Genomic DNA, 15072 nt, shown 5'->3' with positions numbered 1-15072 from the left:
ACCCGCCCGCCATCGCGGGCAGCGGGAGCGGGCTCAGCTCAGATCGAAGCGGACCACCTGCGGGCCGGGCACCGAGCGCGTCGGAAGATCGACCCTGACACCACCGTCGACGACGGACGCGGCGAGCGACGTGCCGTCGACGAGTCGAGCGGAGTCGACCAGGATCGCGTCGGCAGCGAGTGTCAGCGTCACCGGGCCGTCCGCATCGATGATCGCGTTGGCGATGTCGCCGGTACGCGTCCACCTCGTCCACGGTGACTCCGAACCGCTCGCGATCCCGTCGTCGAGCTGTCGTGAACCGAAGACGACCGCACCGTTCACCGCGTTCCAATCGCCCAGCGCCTCCAGCGTCGCGCGCTGTTCCGGAGGGACGGTACCGTCCGCCTGCAGGCCGATGTTCAAGAGCAGGTTCCCGCCTCGCGCGACGATGTCCACGAAGTACCGGATCGCCTCCTCGCCGCTCAGCAGCTGCTTCTCGTCTTCGAGGGTGTTGTGGCCGAAGGAGTAGCCGATGCCGCGGCAGTTCTCCCACGGGTCATCGGTGATGCCGCCCATCTGGTACTCCGTGGTCCGGTAGTCCCAATGGGTGTCTCCCCAGCGGTCGTTGATCAGTCCGTCCGGGGCGGCGGCATAGAAGCGGTCGAAGAGGGAGACGAGTCCACGCGCGCCGTCGTCCTTGCCCGGGTCGGGCCATTCGATGTCGTTCCAGAGGATGTCAGGGCGGTACCGCTCGATGAGGTCGGCGACCTGGTCGTATGCGTAGTCGGCGTACGGCCGGTCGTTGGCCCGGTTCGTCCAGCCGTCCGGCCCGTCGGTCTCGACGACCGGTTCGGACGGGGAGAAGTGCCAGTCCAGCCCGCCCGAATAGTAGACGCCGAAGCGCAGCCCGGCGCGTTCCGTCGCTGCAGCGAATTCGCCGATGAGGTCGCGCTTCGGGCCTCGGGCGACGGTGTTGCGGCCGTTCGTCTCGGGAGCGTCCCAGAGCGTGATCCCGTCGTGGTGCTTCGTCGTCGGCACGAAATACCGTGCTCCCGTGTGCTTCACGAGGGCGAGCACCTCGTCCGCGTCGAAGCGCTCGGCGCGCCACAGCTCGAGCAGGTGGTCGTAGTCGACGTCTCCGAAGGTCTCCCGGTGGTGCTGCTGCGCCGGGCTCCCCTCGATGCGGATGGTGTTGAAGTACCACTCGGCGTACGGGTTCCGGGCGAAGTCGTGCGCGTGGTCCGTCGCCCCGAGCTCACCGATCGGTTCCGCCCAGGCTGCGACGGAGTACGCCCCCCAGTGGACGAAGATCCCGAGCTTGGCGTCGGAGAACCAGGCGGGTGTCTCGTGGACGAACTTCTCGAACTCGGGGAGGCGGACGGAGTCGTCCTTGAACATGGCCATGCGTGATCCTTCGTCGTCGATGATGCGGCTGAGATGCGAGTCAGGGATGCCAATCATCCGTACTCTGCGGGGCGAATGTCTCCAAAGTGGCCCAGATTCGCGGAAATATCAACAGTTGACAGATGAGACATCCGATGTTTAGATCGCACCACGTTCAGCCGTCTTTCCCGACCGGGTCTGGATCCCTTGAGTACTGCACGCCCAACGAAGTGGAGAAGCATCCGATGAAACGACAGCTCATGGCCGGCGCGGCGATGGCCGGTGTCCTCGCCCTCACGGCGTGTTCCGGTGGCAGCGCGACCGGCTCCCAGACTGCAGAGTCGCTCGTCTGGTCCATGTGGATCGCCGGTCAGGAGGACCAGGCAGCGTGGCAGACGGTCGCCGACGAGGTGAAGTCGTCGGACAAGATCGACGTCACCATCCAGGGCGCGCCGTTCTCCGACTACTGGACGAAGCTCCGCACCCAGTTGAGTGCCGGTACTGCCCCCTGCATCGTCACGGTGCAGAGCCTTCGGGCGGCCAACTACACCGATGTCCTCCTCCCGCTGGACGACCTCGCGAAGAGCAGCGGCACCGCGCTCGACGAGTTCGACGCGACCGCGCTCGACGCGATGAAGGTCGACGGCAAGCTCTACGCCCTCCCCTACGACACCGGCCCGCTCGTCATGTTCTACAACAAGGACCTCTTCGCCGAGGCCGGCGTCGCCGAACCGAAGCCCGGCTGGACCGTGGACGACTTCGAAGCCGCGGGTGAAGCGCTCAAATCGGCGGGGAAGCAGCTCTACGCGCCGAGCGCAGAGGATCTCTACCTCGAGTCCATGATCCTGTCCTACAACGGCGGTCGGGTGGTGAGCGAGGACGGTTCGCTCGACGTGACCAACGCCAAATTCGCTGCGGGTCTCGAGTGGATCTCCGGCCTCGTGAAGGACGGCTACGCGACGCCTGCGAGCGCCGACAGTTCGGCCGACGACAACGCCTTCATCAACGGACAGGCCGCCACCTATGTCGACGGACCCTGGTCGCTCATCAACACGAAAGCCAAGGCGACGTTCGACGTCGGCGTCGTGACATTGCCGGCCGGTAGCGCCCCGACGACCTTCTCCGCGGGATCGGGCTTCGGTGTCTCGAAGGAGTGCAAGTACCCCGAGCAGGCCTATCAGGCGATCACCACCATGACGAGTGAGGACGTGCTCTCGACACTCGGCAAGGAGGGGCGGGCGTTCCCCGCCCGCACCACAGCGCAGGGCGCCTGGTTCGACAACGCCGGTATCGACGGCGTCGAGGAGAGCTTCGCAGCAGCCCAGGACGGATCCGTCCCGCTGCCCGGGAACAAGAACAGCGATCAGCTCGCCCAACTGATGTCCCAGTACGCGATCCAGGCGATGAACGGACAGCAATCCGGCGCCGAGGTCCTCGACCAGATCTCGAGCCAACTGCCGAAGTGAGCTCCGGCTGGTGGGCGACCCACGTCGCCCACCAGCCGCTCCGATCGTCGTCGAAGCAAAGGAAGAACCCGCATGGCTACCCTCCCAGCGGCCCCGGTGCGAGCCGTCCGGCCCTCCAAGCGCACCGCGCGCGTCGATCCGGACGCGGTCCACGCCCGACGATCCTGGTGGGGACTGGGATTCGCCAGTCCGCACGCGATCGGTCTCGCGCTGTTCACCGTCGTGCCGATCATCGCGTCGCTCGTCATCAGCCTGAACAACTGGCCGATGCTCGGATCGCCGACCTTCGTCGGCTTCGACAACTACGCAGCGTTGTTCGCAGACCCGATCTTCCGAACGGTCATCCTCAACACGACCCTGTTCGTCGTCCTGTACGTGCCGCTCAACCTCATCGTGTCGATGGGACTCGCAGCCTGGCTCAGCCCGAAGATCAAACACCGTCAGATCTTCCGGGTCCTCTTCTTCATCCCAACGGTCACCCCCATCGTCGCGAACGCGGTCATCTGGCGGATGATCTACCAGCCCGACGGGCTGATCGACGCGACGATGCAGTCGAGCATCGGGGTCTCGGCTCCGAACTTCCTCGCCGATGAGCACTGGGCCATGCTCGCCATCGTCGCGATGAGCGTCTGGCAGGGCTTCGGCTACAACATGCTCATCTTCTCCGCAGCGCTCGACTCGGTACCGGAGAGCCAGCTCGAGGCGGCCGAGCTCGACGGTGCCGGGGCATGGACCTCGTTCTGGCGGATCAAGTTCCCGATGATCTCGCCGTCGATCTTCTTCGCCGCCATGATGACGCTCATCACCGCGTTCCAAGTGTTCGCCCAGCCGTTCATCCTCACGAAGGGTGGTCCGGGTTCATCGACCACCACGCTCGTGCAATTCATCTACAACCAGGGATTCGTGTTCCAGCAGCTCGGGGTGGCCTCCGCCGCCGCCTGGGTGCTGTTCATCATCATCCTGGCGATCACCGCCGTGCAGTTCCTCGGCCAGAAGAAGTGGGTGCACTATGAGTAATCGGATCTCGGCGGGCAGGTCGGCCGCCAGACAGCATCCGCCGACCTCGTCGTTCGTCACCGTCAACCCCCGCGGGCTCCGGCGGGGGCAGACGAAGTCCGTCAGCCGTGCTCGGTCGATCGTGTCCTACGTGGTGCTGTGTCTCGTCGCCCTCGCGTTCATCTCACCGCTCGTCTACATGGTGGCGACCTCGCTGAAGCCTCCGGCCGAGACGTTCACGACACCCCCGACGCTCATCGGCTCGTCGATCCGTTGGGAGAACTACTCCGAGGCCTTCAGCTACCTGCCCTTCGGCCGGTTCCTCCTGAACGGTCTGTTCGTCGCTGTCGTCGGCACCATGATCAACATGGCCGTCTCCGTGCTGAGCGGCTACGCCTTCTCCCGCCTCCGGTGGAGGGGCCGCAACCTCGTGTTCGTACTCTTCCTGGCGACGATGATGATCCCGCAGGACGTGCTCCTCATCCCGCTGTACGTGATGATGCAGGGGTTCGGCTGGGTCGACTCGTTCCAAGCACTTATCATCCCGTTCGCGTTCACCGCGCTCGGCGCCTTCCTCTGTCGGCAGTTCTTCCTGACCGTGCCGCAGGAACTGGACGACGCCGCTCGTGTCGACGGCGCCGGCGTGATCAAGACGTTCACGCACGTCATGCTCCCGCTCGCCCGCCCGACGCTCGCGGTTCTCGCCGTCTTCTCGTTCATCGCCTACTGGAACTCGTTCCTCTGGCCGCTCATCATCGTCAACGACGTGAACACCTATGGGACGATCCCGCTCGGGCTCCAGCAGTTCTTCGGGCAGCAGGGCAGCCAGTGGAATCTGGTGATGGCGGCTTCGGTCATCTCGATGCTCCCGACCGTCCTCATGCTGATCCTGCTGCAGAAGCATCTCATCCGGGGCATCGTGACGAGCGGGCTCGGCGGACGCTGAGCCCGCTCCGACCCACCCGGGCACGTGGCAGGGGTCAGAGGGACCGGCGCAGCCAGCTCTCGACGCCGCTCACGTGCACGGTCACGAGGGCACGCGTCAGTTCGGTGTCGCGCTTCTCGAGGGCGTCGACGATCGCATGGTGCTCCTGCAGGGTGCGGGCGACGGCCTTCTCCTCGGTGAGGCCGCGCCAGATGCGGGCGCGGACCGTCTTGCTGCCGAGGGCGGCGAGCAGGCTCGCGAGGTAGGCGTTGCCGCTCAGCTCGATGACGCGGGCGTGGAACTGCAGGTCGTGCGCGACGAGGTCCTCGACGGTCGTGGACTCGTCCACCTCGTCGACCATCGCGCGCAGTTCGGCGATCTTCTCGTCGTCCAGGTGGCGGATCGCCATCACCGAGGCGGACGGCTCGAGGATCCGCCGCACCTCGAACATCTCGATGAGGGAACCGTCGGCGTGCATGTCGATGACGAACGACATCGCCTCGTGCAGCAGGCTCGGTTCGAGCGTCGTGACGTAGGTGCCGTCGCCGCGACGCACGTCGAGCACGCGGATGAGTTCGAGGGCCTTGACCGCTTCACGGAGCGAGCTGCGCGAGAGCCCGAGCGTCTCGCTGAGTTCCTTCTCCGGAGGGAGCCGCTGCCCGGGCTGGAGATCGCCGGCGACGATCATCGCCTGGATCCTCGCGATCGCTTCGTCGGTGACTGCCATGGAGACCCCCCGTTGGTGCACGACGGTCGCCGGTCGCTCCGCCTCGCGCCATGATACATCCGACGTTTTCGTGGGCTGCGCCGGCACCGGTCAGCACGCACCTCCGACGCCGCGCGGCTTGTGTTACGTCAGGTTGAGCGCCCTCTCGCGGCCCGTCCGATCACTCCTTACTGTTACTGCAACCCGACGTCCCGGTGCGCCCCCACGCGCCGACAGCGGACGCCGGCCCGCCCCACCACCCTTGCACCCTCCCGCGCCCCACCGTCCTCTGGAGTCCCCATGCGTCGTCGATCACGCCTCGCGCTGTCCATCATCTCGCTGGCCGTCGTGGCCGGCCTCGCCACCGGCTGTTCGCTGAAGCAGTCCTCATCCGGCGAGTCGACGAGCGGCCCCGCCGCCAGCTCAGCGGCCTCCGACGCCGACGTCCCCTCGCTCAAGGGCAAGACCGTCGGCGTGGCAGCGAAGGACGTCGTGCGCGACTTCGGTCGCCTCACCTACCAGGGCGTCCAGGACCGCTTGGAGGAGCTCGGCGCGAAGGTGGTCGCGACCCAGGCCGACGCACAGGACGACAAGCACCTGGCCAACGTCGAGAACCTCGTCTCACAGAAGGTCGACGCGATCGTCGTCATCCTCGGCGACGCGACCACGCTCGCCCCGGCGCTGCAGCAGGCGAAGGACGCCGACATCCCGGTCTTCACGATCGACCACGCCAGCGAGAACTCGGTGAACAACATCGGTTCCGACAACTGGCAGATCGGCTCCACCCTCGCCCGCACCCTCGCCGAGGACATCGGCGGGAAGGGCAAGGTGCTCGTCTTCAACGGCTTCTACGACGTCACCCCCTGCCAGATCCGCTACGACGAGTTCAAGCTCGTGCTGAAGAACTACCCGAACATCGAGATCATCGAGCCCGAGCTGCAGGACATCTACGAGGGCACCATCGAGGACGCCAAGCAGAAGACGAACGATGCGCTCACCCGCTACCCCAAGGGCGAGATCTCGGCCGTGTGGTCGTGCTGGGACCTCCCGGCGATCGGTGCCTCCCAGGCCATCGACGCGGCGGGCCGCGACGAGATCAAGGTCTACGGCGTCGACGCCGAGCCCGGAGCGCTCGACCTCATCCAGGACCCCGACTCGGTGTACCAGTTCACGGTCGCGCAGCAGCCGACCCTGTTCGGGACGACGAGCGCGAACAACGTCGCCCTGTACCTCGGCGGCAAGCAGGACGAGGTGCCGCTGAGCACCTACCTCGACGCCGTGTTCATCGACAAGGCGAACGTCGCCGACGAGCGCAAGCGACTCGGCCTGGAATGACGCACGACACCTCGATCGACGGTCAGGCCGCCCAGCGCTCGCTGGGCGGTCGGCCCGGTGCAGCCACGACCGAACCCTCGGCTCCTGCCGTGAGCATGCGGGGCATCGCGAAGGACTTCGGTGGCGTCCGGGTGCTGGACGACGTCGACCTCGAGGTGCACCCCGGCGAGGTCGTCGCGCTCGTGGGCGAGAACGGCGCGGGCAAGTCGACGCTCATCAAGATCCTCACCGGCCTCTACACGGCGAGCGAGGGCGCCATCGAGATCGACGGTGAACCGGTCGTCATCCGCAACCCGGGCGACGCCGAACGCCTCGGTGTCCGCGTCATCCACCAGGACCGCCACCTGGCCGGTCGGCTCACGGTCGCGGAGCAGCTGTTCCTCGGCTCGCGCTCCGCGTTCCTCACCGGCCGGCAGCTCGACCGGCGCGCCGAGCGGGAGCTGCTCGACCTCGTCGGGCTCGACGTGCCGGGCAAGACCCTCGTCGACGAGCTGAGCGTCGCCGAGCAGCAACTCCTGCAGCTCGCGATCGCGACGATCACGCGCCCGCGGGTCCTCGTGCTCGACGAACCCACCGCACCGCTCGCCGCCGGCGACGTCGAGCGGCTGTTCCGCATCGTCCGGACCCTGCAGAGCCAGGGCGTCGCCGTCATCTACATCTCCCACTACCTGCAGGAGGTGCGCGACATCGCGTCCCGCGTCGTGGTCCTCCGGAACGGTGAACGCGTCGGTGCCCTCGACCTCGCCGATCCCGACGCGACCCTCGACGCCATCGTCCAGCTCATGGTGGGGCGGAGCGTCGAGGAGTTCGGCGACCGGGAACGGATCGTCGCCGACGCCGTCGCCGAACCGGTCCTCGCGATCGATGGCCTGACGGTCCCCGAACGGCTGCACGGCGTCTCGATCGCCGTCCGTCCGGGCGAGATCGTGGGCGTCACGGGTCTCGTCGGCTCGGGCCTCGAGGAACTGGCCGACGCGGTCACCGGCTTGCGCGCGCACGGCGGAACCGTGCGGCTCGGCCGGGCGACGATCCGCTCGCCGAGGGCCTTCGTCCGGGCGGGTGGGGCGTACGTCCCGGCCAACCGCCACCGCGACGGCATCCTGAACCGTCAGTCCGTCCGCGAGAACCTCACCCTCGCCGCGCTCGACCGCATCACCGGGCTCGGCGGGATCCTGCGTGGTCGACGCGAGCGGGAGATCGCCGCCGACCTCGTCGCGAGGCTCGACGTCCGGCCCGCGAACGACACCGCGGTGGCCGGGAGCCTCTCCGGCGGCAACCAGCAGAAGGTCGTGCTCGGTCGATGGCTCGCGGCCGGATCGACGGTGTTCGTGCTCGACCAGCCGACCTCCGGCGTCGACATCGGGTCGCGTCAACAGATCTACGCGGAGATCGACGCGCTCGTCGCGCAGGGCGCCGGCGTCCTGCTCGTGAGCGTCGACCTCGAGGAACTGATCGGCCTCGCCGACCGCGTCCTCGTGCTGTACCGCGGGACGATCCGGACCGAGCTGCCCCGATCGCAGGCGACCGCCGACACGATCCTCGCCTGGTCGACGGGTGCCGCCGAGGTCGCCTCCACGCCGTCGGCCCCCTCGGTCCCGCCGGTCCCTGAGCTTGTCGAAGGGCATGAACCGCTTGTCGAAGGGCATGAACCGCTTGTCGACGGGCCCACCTCGTCAACCGATGCGGATTCTGACAAATCAACCGCCCCGGTCCCTGAGCTTGTCGAAGGGCCCACGTCGTCTACGCAGGCTGATCCCCCGAGGTCCGCCCCGTCGGCAGGCCCTGGAGGCGGCACACTGCCCACCAGAGGAGCCTCCGCATGACCGCCCTCTCCGCTCCACCCGCTGCGCCCTCGGCCGCAGCGGAGTCCACGACGAAGCGTCGCCCGGTCTCCCGGTTGGGACTCATCGGCTACGCGATCGTCGTCATCGAGGTCGTCGTCTTCGCGGTCGCCTCGCCCGGCTTCCTCGACCCGGCCAACCTCGCGACGATCCTCACCCAGTCGGCGGTCTACGCGATCGCGGCCTTCGGCCTGTCCATCGTCGTCGTCACGGGCGGTGAGGACGTCGTCCGCGGCGGCATCGACCTCTCGATCGGCGCCGTCCTCGGCTTCTCCGGCGCCCTCGTCGCGGTGCTCCTGCAGGCCGAGCTCGGTCTGCCGCTCGCGCTGCTCATCGGGCTCGGTGCCACGGCGGTCATCGGGCTCGTGAACGGTCTCGTCGTCGTCGCCGGGATCCGCCCGCTCCTCGTCACCCTCGCGATGATGAGCATCGTCACGAGTCTCACGATCGTCATCACGAACAACGTGAAGGTGCCGGTCTCCGACGCCGGGCTGGTCTGGTTGCGGAGCGGACACGTCGTCGGTGTCCCAGCCGCGGTCGTCGTGCTCCTGCTCGTCTTCGCGGTCGTCGCCTTCGCCACCGGGCGCACCAGCTGGGGCGTGAAGAACGCCGCGGTCGGGCAGAACCCGACGGCCGCCCGGGTGGCCGGGATAGACGTCAACCGCCACATCGTCGTCAGCTACGTCCTCGCGGCGGTCCTTGCGGGGATCGCGGGCGTCCTCATGACCAGTCGGTTGTCCGCTGCTCTGCCGGGGATCGGCGAGCAGTCGCTCATCGACATCCTCCTCGCGACGTTCCTGTCCATCGCGTTCTCCCGTCGGCTCGTCGTCACGATCACGGGGACGCTGTTCAGTGCCGTGTTCGTCGCGATCCTCACCAACGGCTTCAGTCAGCTCGGCGTCCCGAGCCAGTGGATCGGCATCACCAAGGGCGTGCTGATCCTGCTGGTCCTCGCGGTCGCCGCGATCCGCGAACGGAGCGTCAAGCGATGAGTGTCGACACGCGCACGCAGTCCTCCGCCACCAGCGGCGTCTCCGTCCCGAAGGCCGGGTCGGCTGGACCGAGAGGCGGCGACGACAAACGTTCCGGCGGCCCGCTCTCGAGCCTGACGGTCCGTGGCCTCGGCGCTGCGGTCCCGCAGGCGCTCGCCCCCGCCGTGCTGGCCGTGCTGCTCATCGTGTTCGCGGTGCTGTCGCCGTCGTTCCTCACCGCCGACAACCTGCTCGGGGTGCTCAACCAGAACGCGCTCCTCCTGCTCGCGGCCGTCGCGATGACGGTCGTCGTCCGCGCCGGTGGCATCGACCTCTCCATCGGTGTCGCCATCGACCTCGCGGCACTCACCGCGTCGGCGCTCCTGGCCGACGACTACGTGGCCTGGGTGGCGATCGTCGGCGGTCTGATCGTCGGCCTGCTCGTCGGGGCCGTGAACGCGTTCCTCATCGTGGTGCTGCGCATCCGGCCGTTCCTGGCGACGCTCAGCGTCTGGTTCATCGGTGGTGGCGTGCAGCAGGTCGCGACCGACGGTGGGTCACCCATCTACCTGTCGCGCAGCAGTGTGCCGGACGAGTTCGCGTGGCTGGGTGCCGGAACCGTGCTCGGGGTCGCCGCGCCGATCGTCGTCGCCGTGCTCGTCCTGATCGTCGTCTGGGCTGCGCTCGAACGGAGTCGATGGGGTCGCGTGCTGACCGCGGCGGGGGAGCAGCCGACGGCGACCCGGATCTCCGGTCGGCTGGCGGGGACGTCGATGGCGACCGCCTTCATCTTCGCCGCCGGGATCGCGGCCATCGCCGGCCTGATCCTGGCCTCGCGGAGCCAGGGCTTCGTCGCCAACAGCGGGCAGCTGTACGTGCTCGACTCCATCGGTGCGGTGTTCATCGGGACGACGCTGAGTCGGACGGGGCGGCCGAACCTCTTCGGGACGCTCGTCGGTGTGCTCATCTTCGCGCTGCTGACGAACGGGATGAACCTCATCGGGCTGTCCTTCTACTGGCAAGGTCTCGCCCGCGGTGTCGTCCTCATCCTGATCCTGCTCCTCGGAGTCCTCCTGGCGCGCGACCGGTCCCGCAAACCCCTCACCTGACGCCCATCCGATTCCCGCTGTGGTGGTGTGGCCGGGCCAGCGCGGTGCGCTGACGCGAGCGCGCCCCACACGCGTGAGCGCGGGTCTCTGGAGACCCGCGCTCGCGCTCATGACCCGCGGCGAGGCCCAGCGCACCGCGCTGGCATCGGGTCCCACAGGGCCGGGCCACCCCGCGCTCGCGTCAGCGCGGTGCGCTGACGCGAGGAGGAGCGACTCGGCGTGGGCGCGCCTCACACGGGTGAGCGCGGGTCTCTGGAGACCCGCGCTCACGTGTGTGCCCCGCGGTGACGTCAGCGCACCGCGCTGGCATCACCCGAAGGAACGGATCAGACCCGGAGGTCGAGCCAGGCGACCTGCTCCGGGGTCAGCTTCAGGGAGAGGGCGTCGGTCGACGAACGGGTCTCCTCGACGGACCGCGGCCCGATGAGGGCGAAGGTCGGGAAGTCCTGCGCCAGGACGTACGCCAGGGCGATCGCCGTCGGCGCGACCCCCAGCTCGGTGCCCAGCTGACGGGCGCGGGCCAACCGCTCGAAGTTGTCGTCGCTGTAGTAGCAGCGCACGAGATCCGGGTCCGACAGATCCTCGGGCTCGGCACGCCCGGTGAAGAAGCCGCGCGCTTGCGACGACCACGGCAGCAGCGGCGTCTTCGTCTCCTCGAGCCACGCGCGGCTCGTCGGATCCGTCACCTCCACGCACCCGGCCCACGGCACGTCGAGTGCGCGAGCGAGACCGAAGTGGTTGCTCAACGCCGCGAAGCCCCGCTTCCCGTTCGCCGCCGCATAGGCGTTCGCCTCCTCGAACCGCTCGATCGACCAGTTGGAGCCACCGAACGCACGGATGCGACCGGCCTCGGCGTGCTCGTTCAGCACGTCGACGAACTCGCCCACCGGCACCTCGACGTTGTCGCGGTGCATGAGGTACAGGTCGAGGTGGTCGGTGCTGAGACGGTCGAGGCTCTCGAACAGCTGACGCGAGATCGACTCCGGGTCGCAGTACGGCGTGTGCGCACCCTTGCCGATCACCACGACGTCGTCGCGGAGACCCCGGTTGGCGAGCCAGCGTCCGAGCAGCTGCTCCTGGAGCCCGTCGCCGTACAGCCAGGCCGTGTCGAAGGCGTTGCCGCCGCGCTCGAAGAAGTCGTCGAACATCGCCGACGCGTGCGACAGGGTCTGCTGGTTGTCGACGCCCATGACGAGGCGCGAGATGTCGTGGTCGATGCCCGCGATGCGACCGGTCGGCATCGGGAGCTCGGCGCGCACGGCGAGCGGCCGGCCGGAACCGGTCGGGATGTCGGTGTCGATCGACTCGAACGGGTACTCGAGGCCGATCGCCTCACGCCACCGGTCGAGGGTCCCGAGGTTGCCGAGCGAGTCCGCCCAACGCATCTGCGGCGCCTGGCCCGCGTCGGCGAACGTCGCGACCGCATCGGCCTGGATCGCGTACTGCGGCGCCCCGGGGATGTGGATCGACTCGGTGCCCGAGATGGTGCGGACGTCGATCGTCGAACCGTCCTCGACCGACGGCAGCCACGGGTCGGACACGATGATCTGCCCGGTGGACCCCGTGACGACGACGCGGTTGTCGTCCTGGACGCGCACGCCGCTCGTGACGTGCGCCGTGATGCCCGACGGGAAGACGAGCGAAGCGCTCGCCCACTCGTCGACGCCCGTCGCACCGACGGTCCCGGCGCCGCTGACGTCCGTCGGGTCGGCGAAGGGCGCACCGACGGCCGCCCCGGCGATCAATCGCGAGATGGAGACGGGGTAGCCGCCGACGTCGAGGATGCCGCCGCCCGCCAGCTCCGGGTTCATGAGTCGGTGGTCGGCGGGCAGATCTGCGGCGAATGCGAACGACGCTTCGATGTGCTGGACGTCGCCGATGGCACCCGACGACACGAGCTCGACGAGCTTCGCGGTCTGCGGGTGGAAGCGGTACATGAACGCCTCGGCGAGGTACACGCCGGCACGGCGGGCGGCCTCGATCGCGAGCATCGCGCCCGCCCGGTTCACCGAGAGCGGCTTCTCGCTGACGATGTGCTTGCCGGCCTCGGCCGCTTCGATCACCAGCCGGACGTGCTCCGTGTGCGGGGTCGCGATGTACACCGCGTCGACCTCGGGGTCGGCCAGCAACTCGGCGACCGAGCCGTACCCGCGGACGGGAGCCGTGCCGTCGCCGAAGCGCTCGCCGAACTCTTCGGCACGCGACGCGTCACGACTGGCGACGGCGGTGAGTCGACCGGTGCGACTGGCGTGCAGCTCGGTCGCGAACCGTTCGGCGATCGTTCCTGGGCCGATGATTCCCCAAGCGACGTGTTCCATATGGTGGTGCTCCTCAACGTTGATCGGCGGTGCGATGGTCTGTGGTGAACGTCACCGTGAACGTTCACGGTGTGAGCGTATCAGTACGATGTGACCATGACCAGGCCCCGCGACGATCACGCTCCGGCGCGAGCGACGATCATCGACGTCGCCCGGGTCGCCGGTGTCTCGCGCCAGACCGTGACCCGCGCACTCAACGGGATGCGCGACGTCAGCGACGCCACCAGGCAACGGGTCGTCGAGGTCGCGGCTTCGCTCAACTACCGTCCGAACCGCGCCGCGCAGCACCTGGTGAGCGGCCGGACCACGACGCTCGGACTGGTCGTCGACGACCTGCGGAACCCCTACTACCCGGAGCTCGCGGCCGCCCTCGTGCAGCAGGCGGCAGAGCGCGGATGGACCGTGTTGGTCGCCGAGGTCGGGGGAGCGGCGAACGCATCGGGCGACCGACCCGCCGCCGCGGATCGCGGACCGGACCTCCCCGACGCGGAACGTGCGCAGCTCGCCGAACTCGCGCGGCAGGTCGACGCGGTCGTCGGGCGCAACGGCGCCGACCACGGAGCACTCCAGGGCGCCTTCGCCACCATCCCGTTCGTCTCCCTCGGCGACCATCGGTCAGATGAGTCCGAGGCAGGATCGAACCCGTCCGGCGCCGAGCCGACGCTGCAGGTGGCGGGCGTCGACATCGACTTCGAGGACGGCATCCGACAGGCGCTCGCACACTTCGTCGCGACCGGGCGCCGGTCCATCGCGATGATCGACGCCTCGGCGGAACCGTCCGGACGACGTCTCGCGTACCGCGCGTTCCTCGAGGAGCACGGCTTGCCGTGGTCCGAGGCGTCGGAGACCTGGGCGGAGGACACCCACCAGGGCGGGGTCTCGGCCGCCCTGCGGTGCCGCGCCGCGATGCCCGACGTCGATGCCGTGCTCGTCTTCAACGACGTCATGGCCGTCGGCGTGCTCAAGGGACTCGCCCGTGCCGGGGTCGGCGTGCCGGAGGACGTCGCCGTCATCGGCATCGACGGACTCGACCTCGGTCGCTTCGTCACCCCTGAGCTCACGAGCGTGGCCGTCGACAAGGGTGACATCGCACGGCACAGTCTCGAACTGCTCGACGGCATGATGTCCGGCACGCTCCCGCTCTCGGGGCCGTCCGTCCGACGCTCGGTCGGTGTCTCACTAGTCATCCGCGAGTCCGCCTGACCCGCTCCGCCTGGGCCACTCCACCCGAGCCGCACCGGCCCCGTCGTCCGGACGGGCGCGAAGGACACGGCAGACTGGTCCCATGTCTGAACTCCTCGCCCTCTGTCGCGTCGAAGCCCTCCAGGTGGACGACGGGTCGATCGGTGTCACCGCGATCGACAAGCGCCCGGTCGACGAGCCACTGCACGTGCGGCCGATGGGGCTGTACGGCGACGTGCAGGCCGATCGCAAACACCACGGCGGTGTGACGAAGGCGCTCTACGCCTACGCCGAGGAGGACGCGCGGTTCTGGGAGGGTGAGCTCGGTCGGGAGATCACGCCGGGGCTGTTCGGCGAGAACCTCCGCACGCAGGGGCTCGACGTGAACGGTGCCGAGATCGGTGAACGCTGGCGGATCGGCGACACCCTCGTCGTCGAGGTGACCTGTCCGCGCACGCCGTGCGGCACCTTCCAGCGGCGCTTGGGCGAGCCCCGGTGGGTGAAGCGCTTCGCCGACGCCGCACGGCCCGGTGCCTACCTCAAGGTGGTCAAGAGCGGGACGGTGCAGGCGGGCGACCCGATCGAGATCGTCCGACAGCCCGGCCACGGCGTGACGGTCGCCTCCTGGTTCGCCGCGGCGGACGAAGCGCAGGCGGTCACCCTCGAGCAGTCGGAGCAGTCGGGCGCCGTGGTGCTGGCCCCCGAGATCCATGAGTCGATCAAGCAACTCCGCCGCAAGCGGACCGTCTGAGGGCTGCCGTCGCGTCCGCACACCTGTGTGACCGCTGAGTGCAAGCCCCGGCCGGAACAGTCCGGAAGCGGACGCTGTTGCATACCATGGAGCCGAAGACCGGAGCACGC

Annotated in this window: 12 protein-coding genes; 9 read left to right on the top strand and 3 right to left on the bottom strand. The window is 68.6% G+C overall.

The features are described 5' to 3' along the window. Positions 1-33 precede the first annotated feature (33 nt). A complete protein-coding gene (locus tag IFR14_RS18240; RefSeq protein WP_056777107.1) occupies positions 34-1383 on the bottom strand; it encodes an alpha-L-fucosidase in 1350 nt (449 codons plus the stop codon). Positions 1384-1607: 224 nt separating this feature from the next. Between IFR14_RS18240 and IFR14_RS18235 the strand changes: the two genes are divergently transcribed. The 3 genes from IFR14_RS18235 to IFR14_RS18225 all read left to right on the top strand — a co-directional run bounded on the left by IFR14_RS18235 (position 1608) and on the right by IFR14_RS18225 (position 4770). Then, positions 1608-2828, top strand: a complete 1221-nt coding sequence (locus tag IFR14_RS18235) for an ABC transporter substrate-binding protein (protein WP_191941854.1) — start codon at positions 1608-1610, stop codon at positions 2826-2828. A gap of 72 nt (positions 2829-2900) precedes the next feature. Then, on the top strand, positions 2901-3845 hold the full coding sequence (locus tag IFR14_RS18230) for a carbohydrate ABC transporter permease (protein WP_082455641.1): 945 nt from the start codon (positions 2901-2903) through the stop codon (positions 3843-3845). Next, entirely contained in the window at positions 3838-4770 is a 933-nt protein-coding gene (locus tag IFR14_RS18225) for a carbohydrate ABC transporter permease (protein ID WP_082455639.1), read from the top strand. The genes IFR14_RS18230 and IFR14_RS18225 overlap by 8 nt, the downstream gene beginning before the upstream one ends. A gap of 34 nt (positions 4771-4804) precedes the next feature. On the opposite strand, the gene IFR14_RS18220 is transcribed toward IFR14_RS18225, so the two are convergent. Next, entirely contained in the window at positions 4805-5476 is a 672-nt protein-coding gene (locus tag IFR14_RS18220) for a FadR/GntR family transcriptional regulator (protein ID WP_124767444.1), read from the bottom strand. Positions 5477-5755: 279 nt separating this feature from the next. On the opposite strand from IFR14_RS18220, the gene IFR14_RS18215 reads away from it, so the two are divergent. Genes IFR14_RS18215 through IFR14_RS18200 form a run of 4 tightly spaced genes read left to right on the top strand, consistent with a single transcriptional unit; the run spans position 5756 to position 10711 of the window. Continuing rightward, the gene (locus IFR14_RS18215) at positions 5756-6790 is read left to right on the top strand and encodes a sugar ABC transporter substrate-binding protein (protein WP_124767443.1); all 1035 of its coding nucleotides are present in this window, start codon (positions 5756-5758) and stop codon (positions 6788-6790) included. Continuing rightward, entirely contained in the window at positions 6787-8613 is a 1827-nt protein-coding gene (locus IFR14_RS18210; protein WP_191941853.1) for a sugar ABC transporter ATP-binding protein, read from the top strand. Before IFR14_RS18215 ends, IFR14_RS18210 begins: the two co-directional genes overlap by 4 nt. Further along, complete coding sequence (locus IFR14_RS18205) at positions 8610-9623, top strand: ABC transporter permease (RefSeq protein WP_191941852.1); 1014 nt, start codon at positions 8610-8612, stop codon at positions 9621-9623. Before IFR14_RS18210 ends, IFR14_RS18205 begins: the two co-directional genes overlap by 4 nt. Further along, positions 9620-10711 (top strand): ABC transporter permease, encoded by a 1092-nt coding sequence (locus IFR14_RS18200; protein ID WP_191941851.1) that lies wholly within the window; start codon positions 9620-9622, stop codon positions 10709-10711. Before IFR14_RS18205 ends, IFR14_RS18200 begins: the two co-directional genes overlap by 4 nt. A gap of 326 nt (positions 10712-11037) precedes the next feature. On the opposite strand, the gene IFR14_RS18195 is transcribed toward IFR14_RS18200, so the two are convergent. Then, positions 11038-13029: an aldo/keto reductase gene (locus tag IFR14_RS18195; protein ID WP_191941850.1), complete on the bottom strand. Its 1992-nt coding sequence runs from the start codon at positions 13027-13029 to the stop codon at positions 11038-11040. 96 nt (positions 13030-13125) lie between these two features. Between IFR14_RS18195 and IFR14_RS18190 the strand changes: the two genes are divergently transcribed. Beyond that, positions 13126-14232, top strand: a complete 1107-nt coding sequence (locus IFR14_RS18190) for a LacI family DNA-binding transcriptional regulator (protein ID WP_079706597.1) — start codon at positions 13126-13128, stop codon at positions 14230-14232. A gap of 82 nt (positions 14233-14314) precedes the next feature. After that, complete coding sequence (locus tag IFR14_RS18185) at positions 14315-14962, top strand: MOSC domain-containing protein (RefSeq protein WP_191941849.1); 648 nt, start codon at positions 14315-14317, stop codon at positions 14960-14962. Positions 14963-15072 lie beyond the last annotated feature (110 nt).

Source organism: Plantibacter sp. CFBP 8775 (assembly GCF_014839505.1).
Taxonomy (GTDB): Bacteria; Actinomycetota; Actinomycetes; order Actinomycetales; family Microbacteriaceae; genus Plantibacter; species Plantibacter auratus.
The sequence above is the reverse complement of the archived record's forward strand: the minus strand, read 5'-3'. Positions and strand labels throughout refer to the sequence as shown.

Bases quoted from the DNA above. Each gene is read 5' to 3' on its own strand.
- IFR14_RS18190 (WP_079706597.1), top strand. From the start codon at position 13,126: ATGACCAGGCCCCGCGACGATCACGCTCCGGCGCGAGCGACGATCATC.
- IFR14_RS18230 (WP_082455641.1), top strand. From the start codon at position 2,901: ATGGCTACCCTCCCAGCGGCCCCGGTGCGAGCCGTCCGGCCCTCCAAG.
- IFR14_RS18210 (WP_191941853.1), top strand. From the start codon at position 6,787: ATGACGCACGACACCTCGATCGACGGTCAGGCCGCCCAGCGCTCGCTG.
- IFR14_RS18235 (WP_191941854.1), top strand. From the start codon at position 1,608: ATGAAACGACAGCTCATGGCCGGCGCGGCGATGGCCGGTGTCCTCGCC.
- IFR14_RS18205 (WP_191941852.1), top strand. From the start codon at position 8,610: ATGACCGCCCTCTCCGCTCCACCCGCTGCGCCCTCGGCCGCAGCGGAG.
- IFR14_RS18195 (WP_191941850.1), bottom strand. From the start codon at position 13,029: ATGGAACACGTCGCTTGGGGAATCATCGGCCCAGGAACGATCGCCGAA.
- IFR14_RS18215 (WP_124767443.1), top strand. From the start codon at position 5,756: ATGCGTCGTCGATCACGCCTCGCGCTGTCCATCATCTCGCTGGCCGTC.
- IFR14_RS18240 (WP_056777107.1), bottom strand. From the start codon at position 1,383: ATGGCCATGTTCAAGGACGACTCCGTCCGCCTCCCCGAGTTCGAGAAG.
- IFR14_RS18225 (WP_082455639.1), top strand. From the start codon at position 3,838: ATGAGTAATCGGATCTCGGCGGGCAGGTCGGCCGCCAGACAGCATCCG.
- IFR14_RS18200 (WP_191941851.1), top strand. From the start codon at position 9,620: ATGAGTGTCGACACGCGCACGCAGTCCTCCGCCACCAGCGGCGTCTCC.
- IFR14_RS18185 (WP_191941849.1), top strand. From the start codon at position 14,315: ATGTCTGAACTCCTCGCCCTCTGTCGCGTCGAAGCCCTCCAGGTGGAC.
- IFR14_RS18220 (WP_124767444.1), bottom strand. From the start codon at position 5,476: ATGGCAGTCACCGACGAAGCGATCGCGAGGATCCAGGCGATGATCGTC.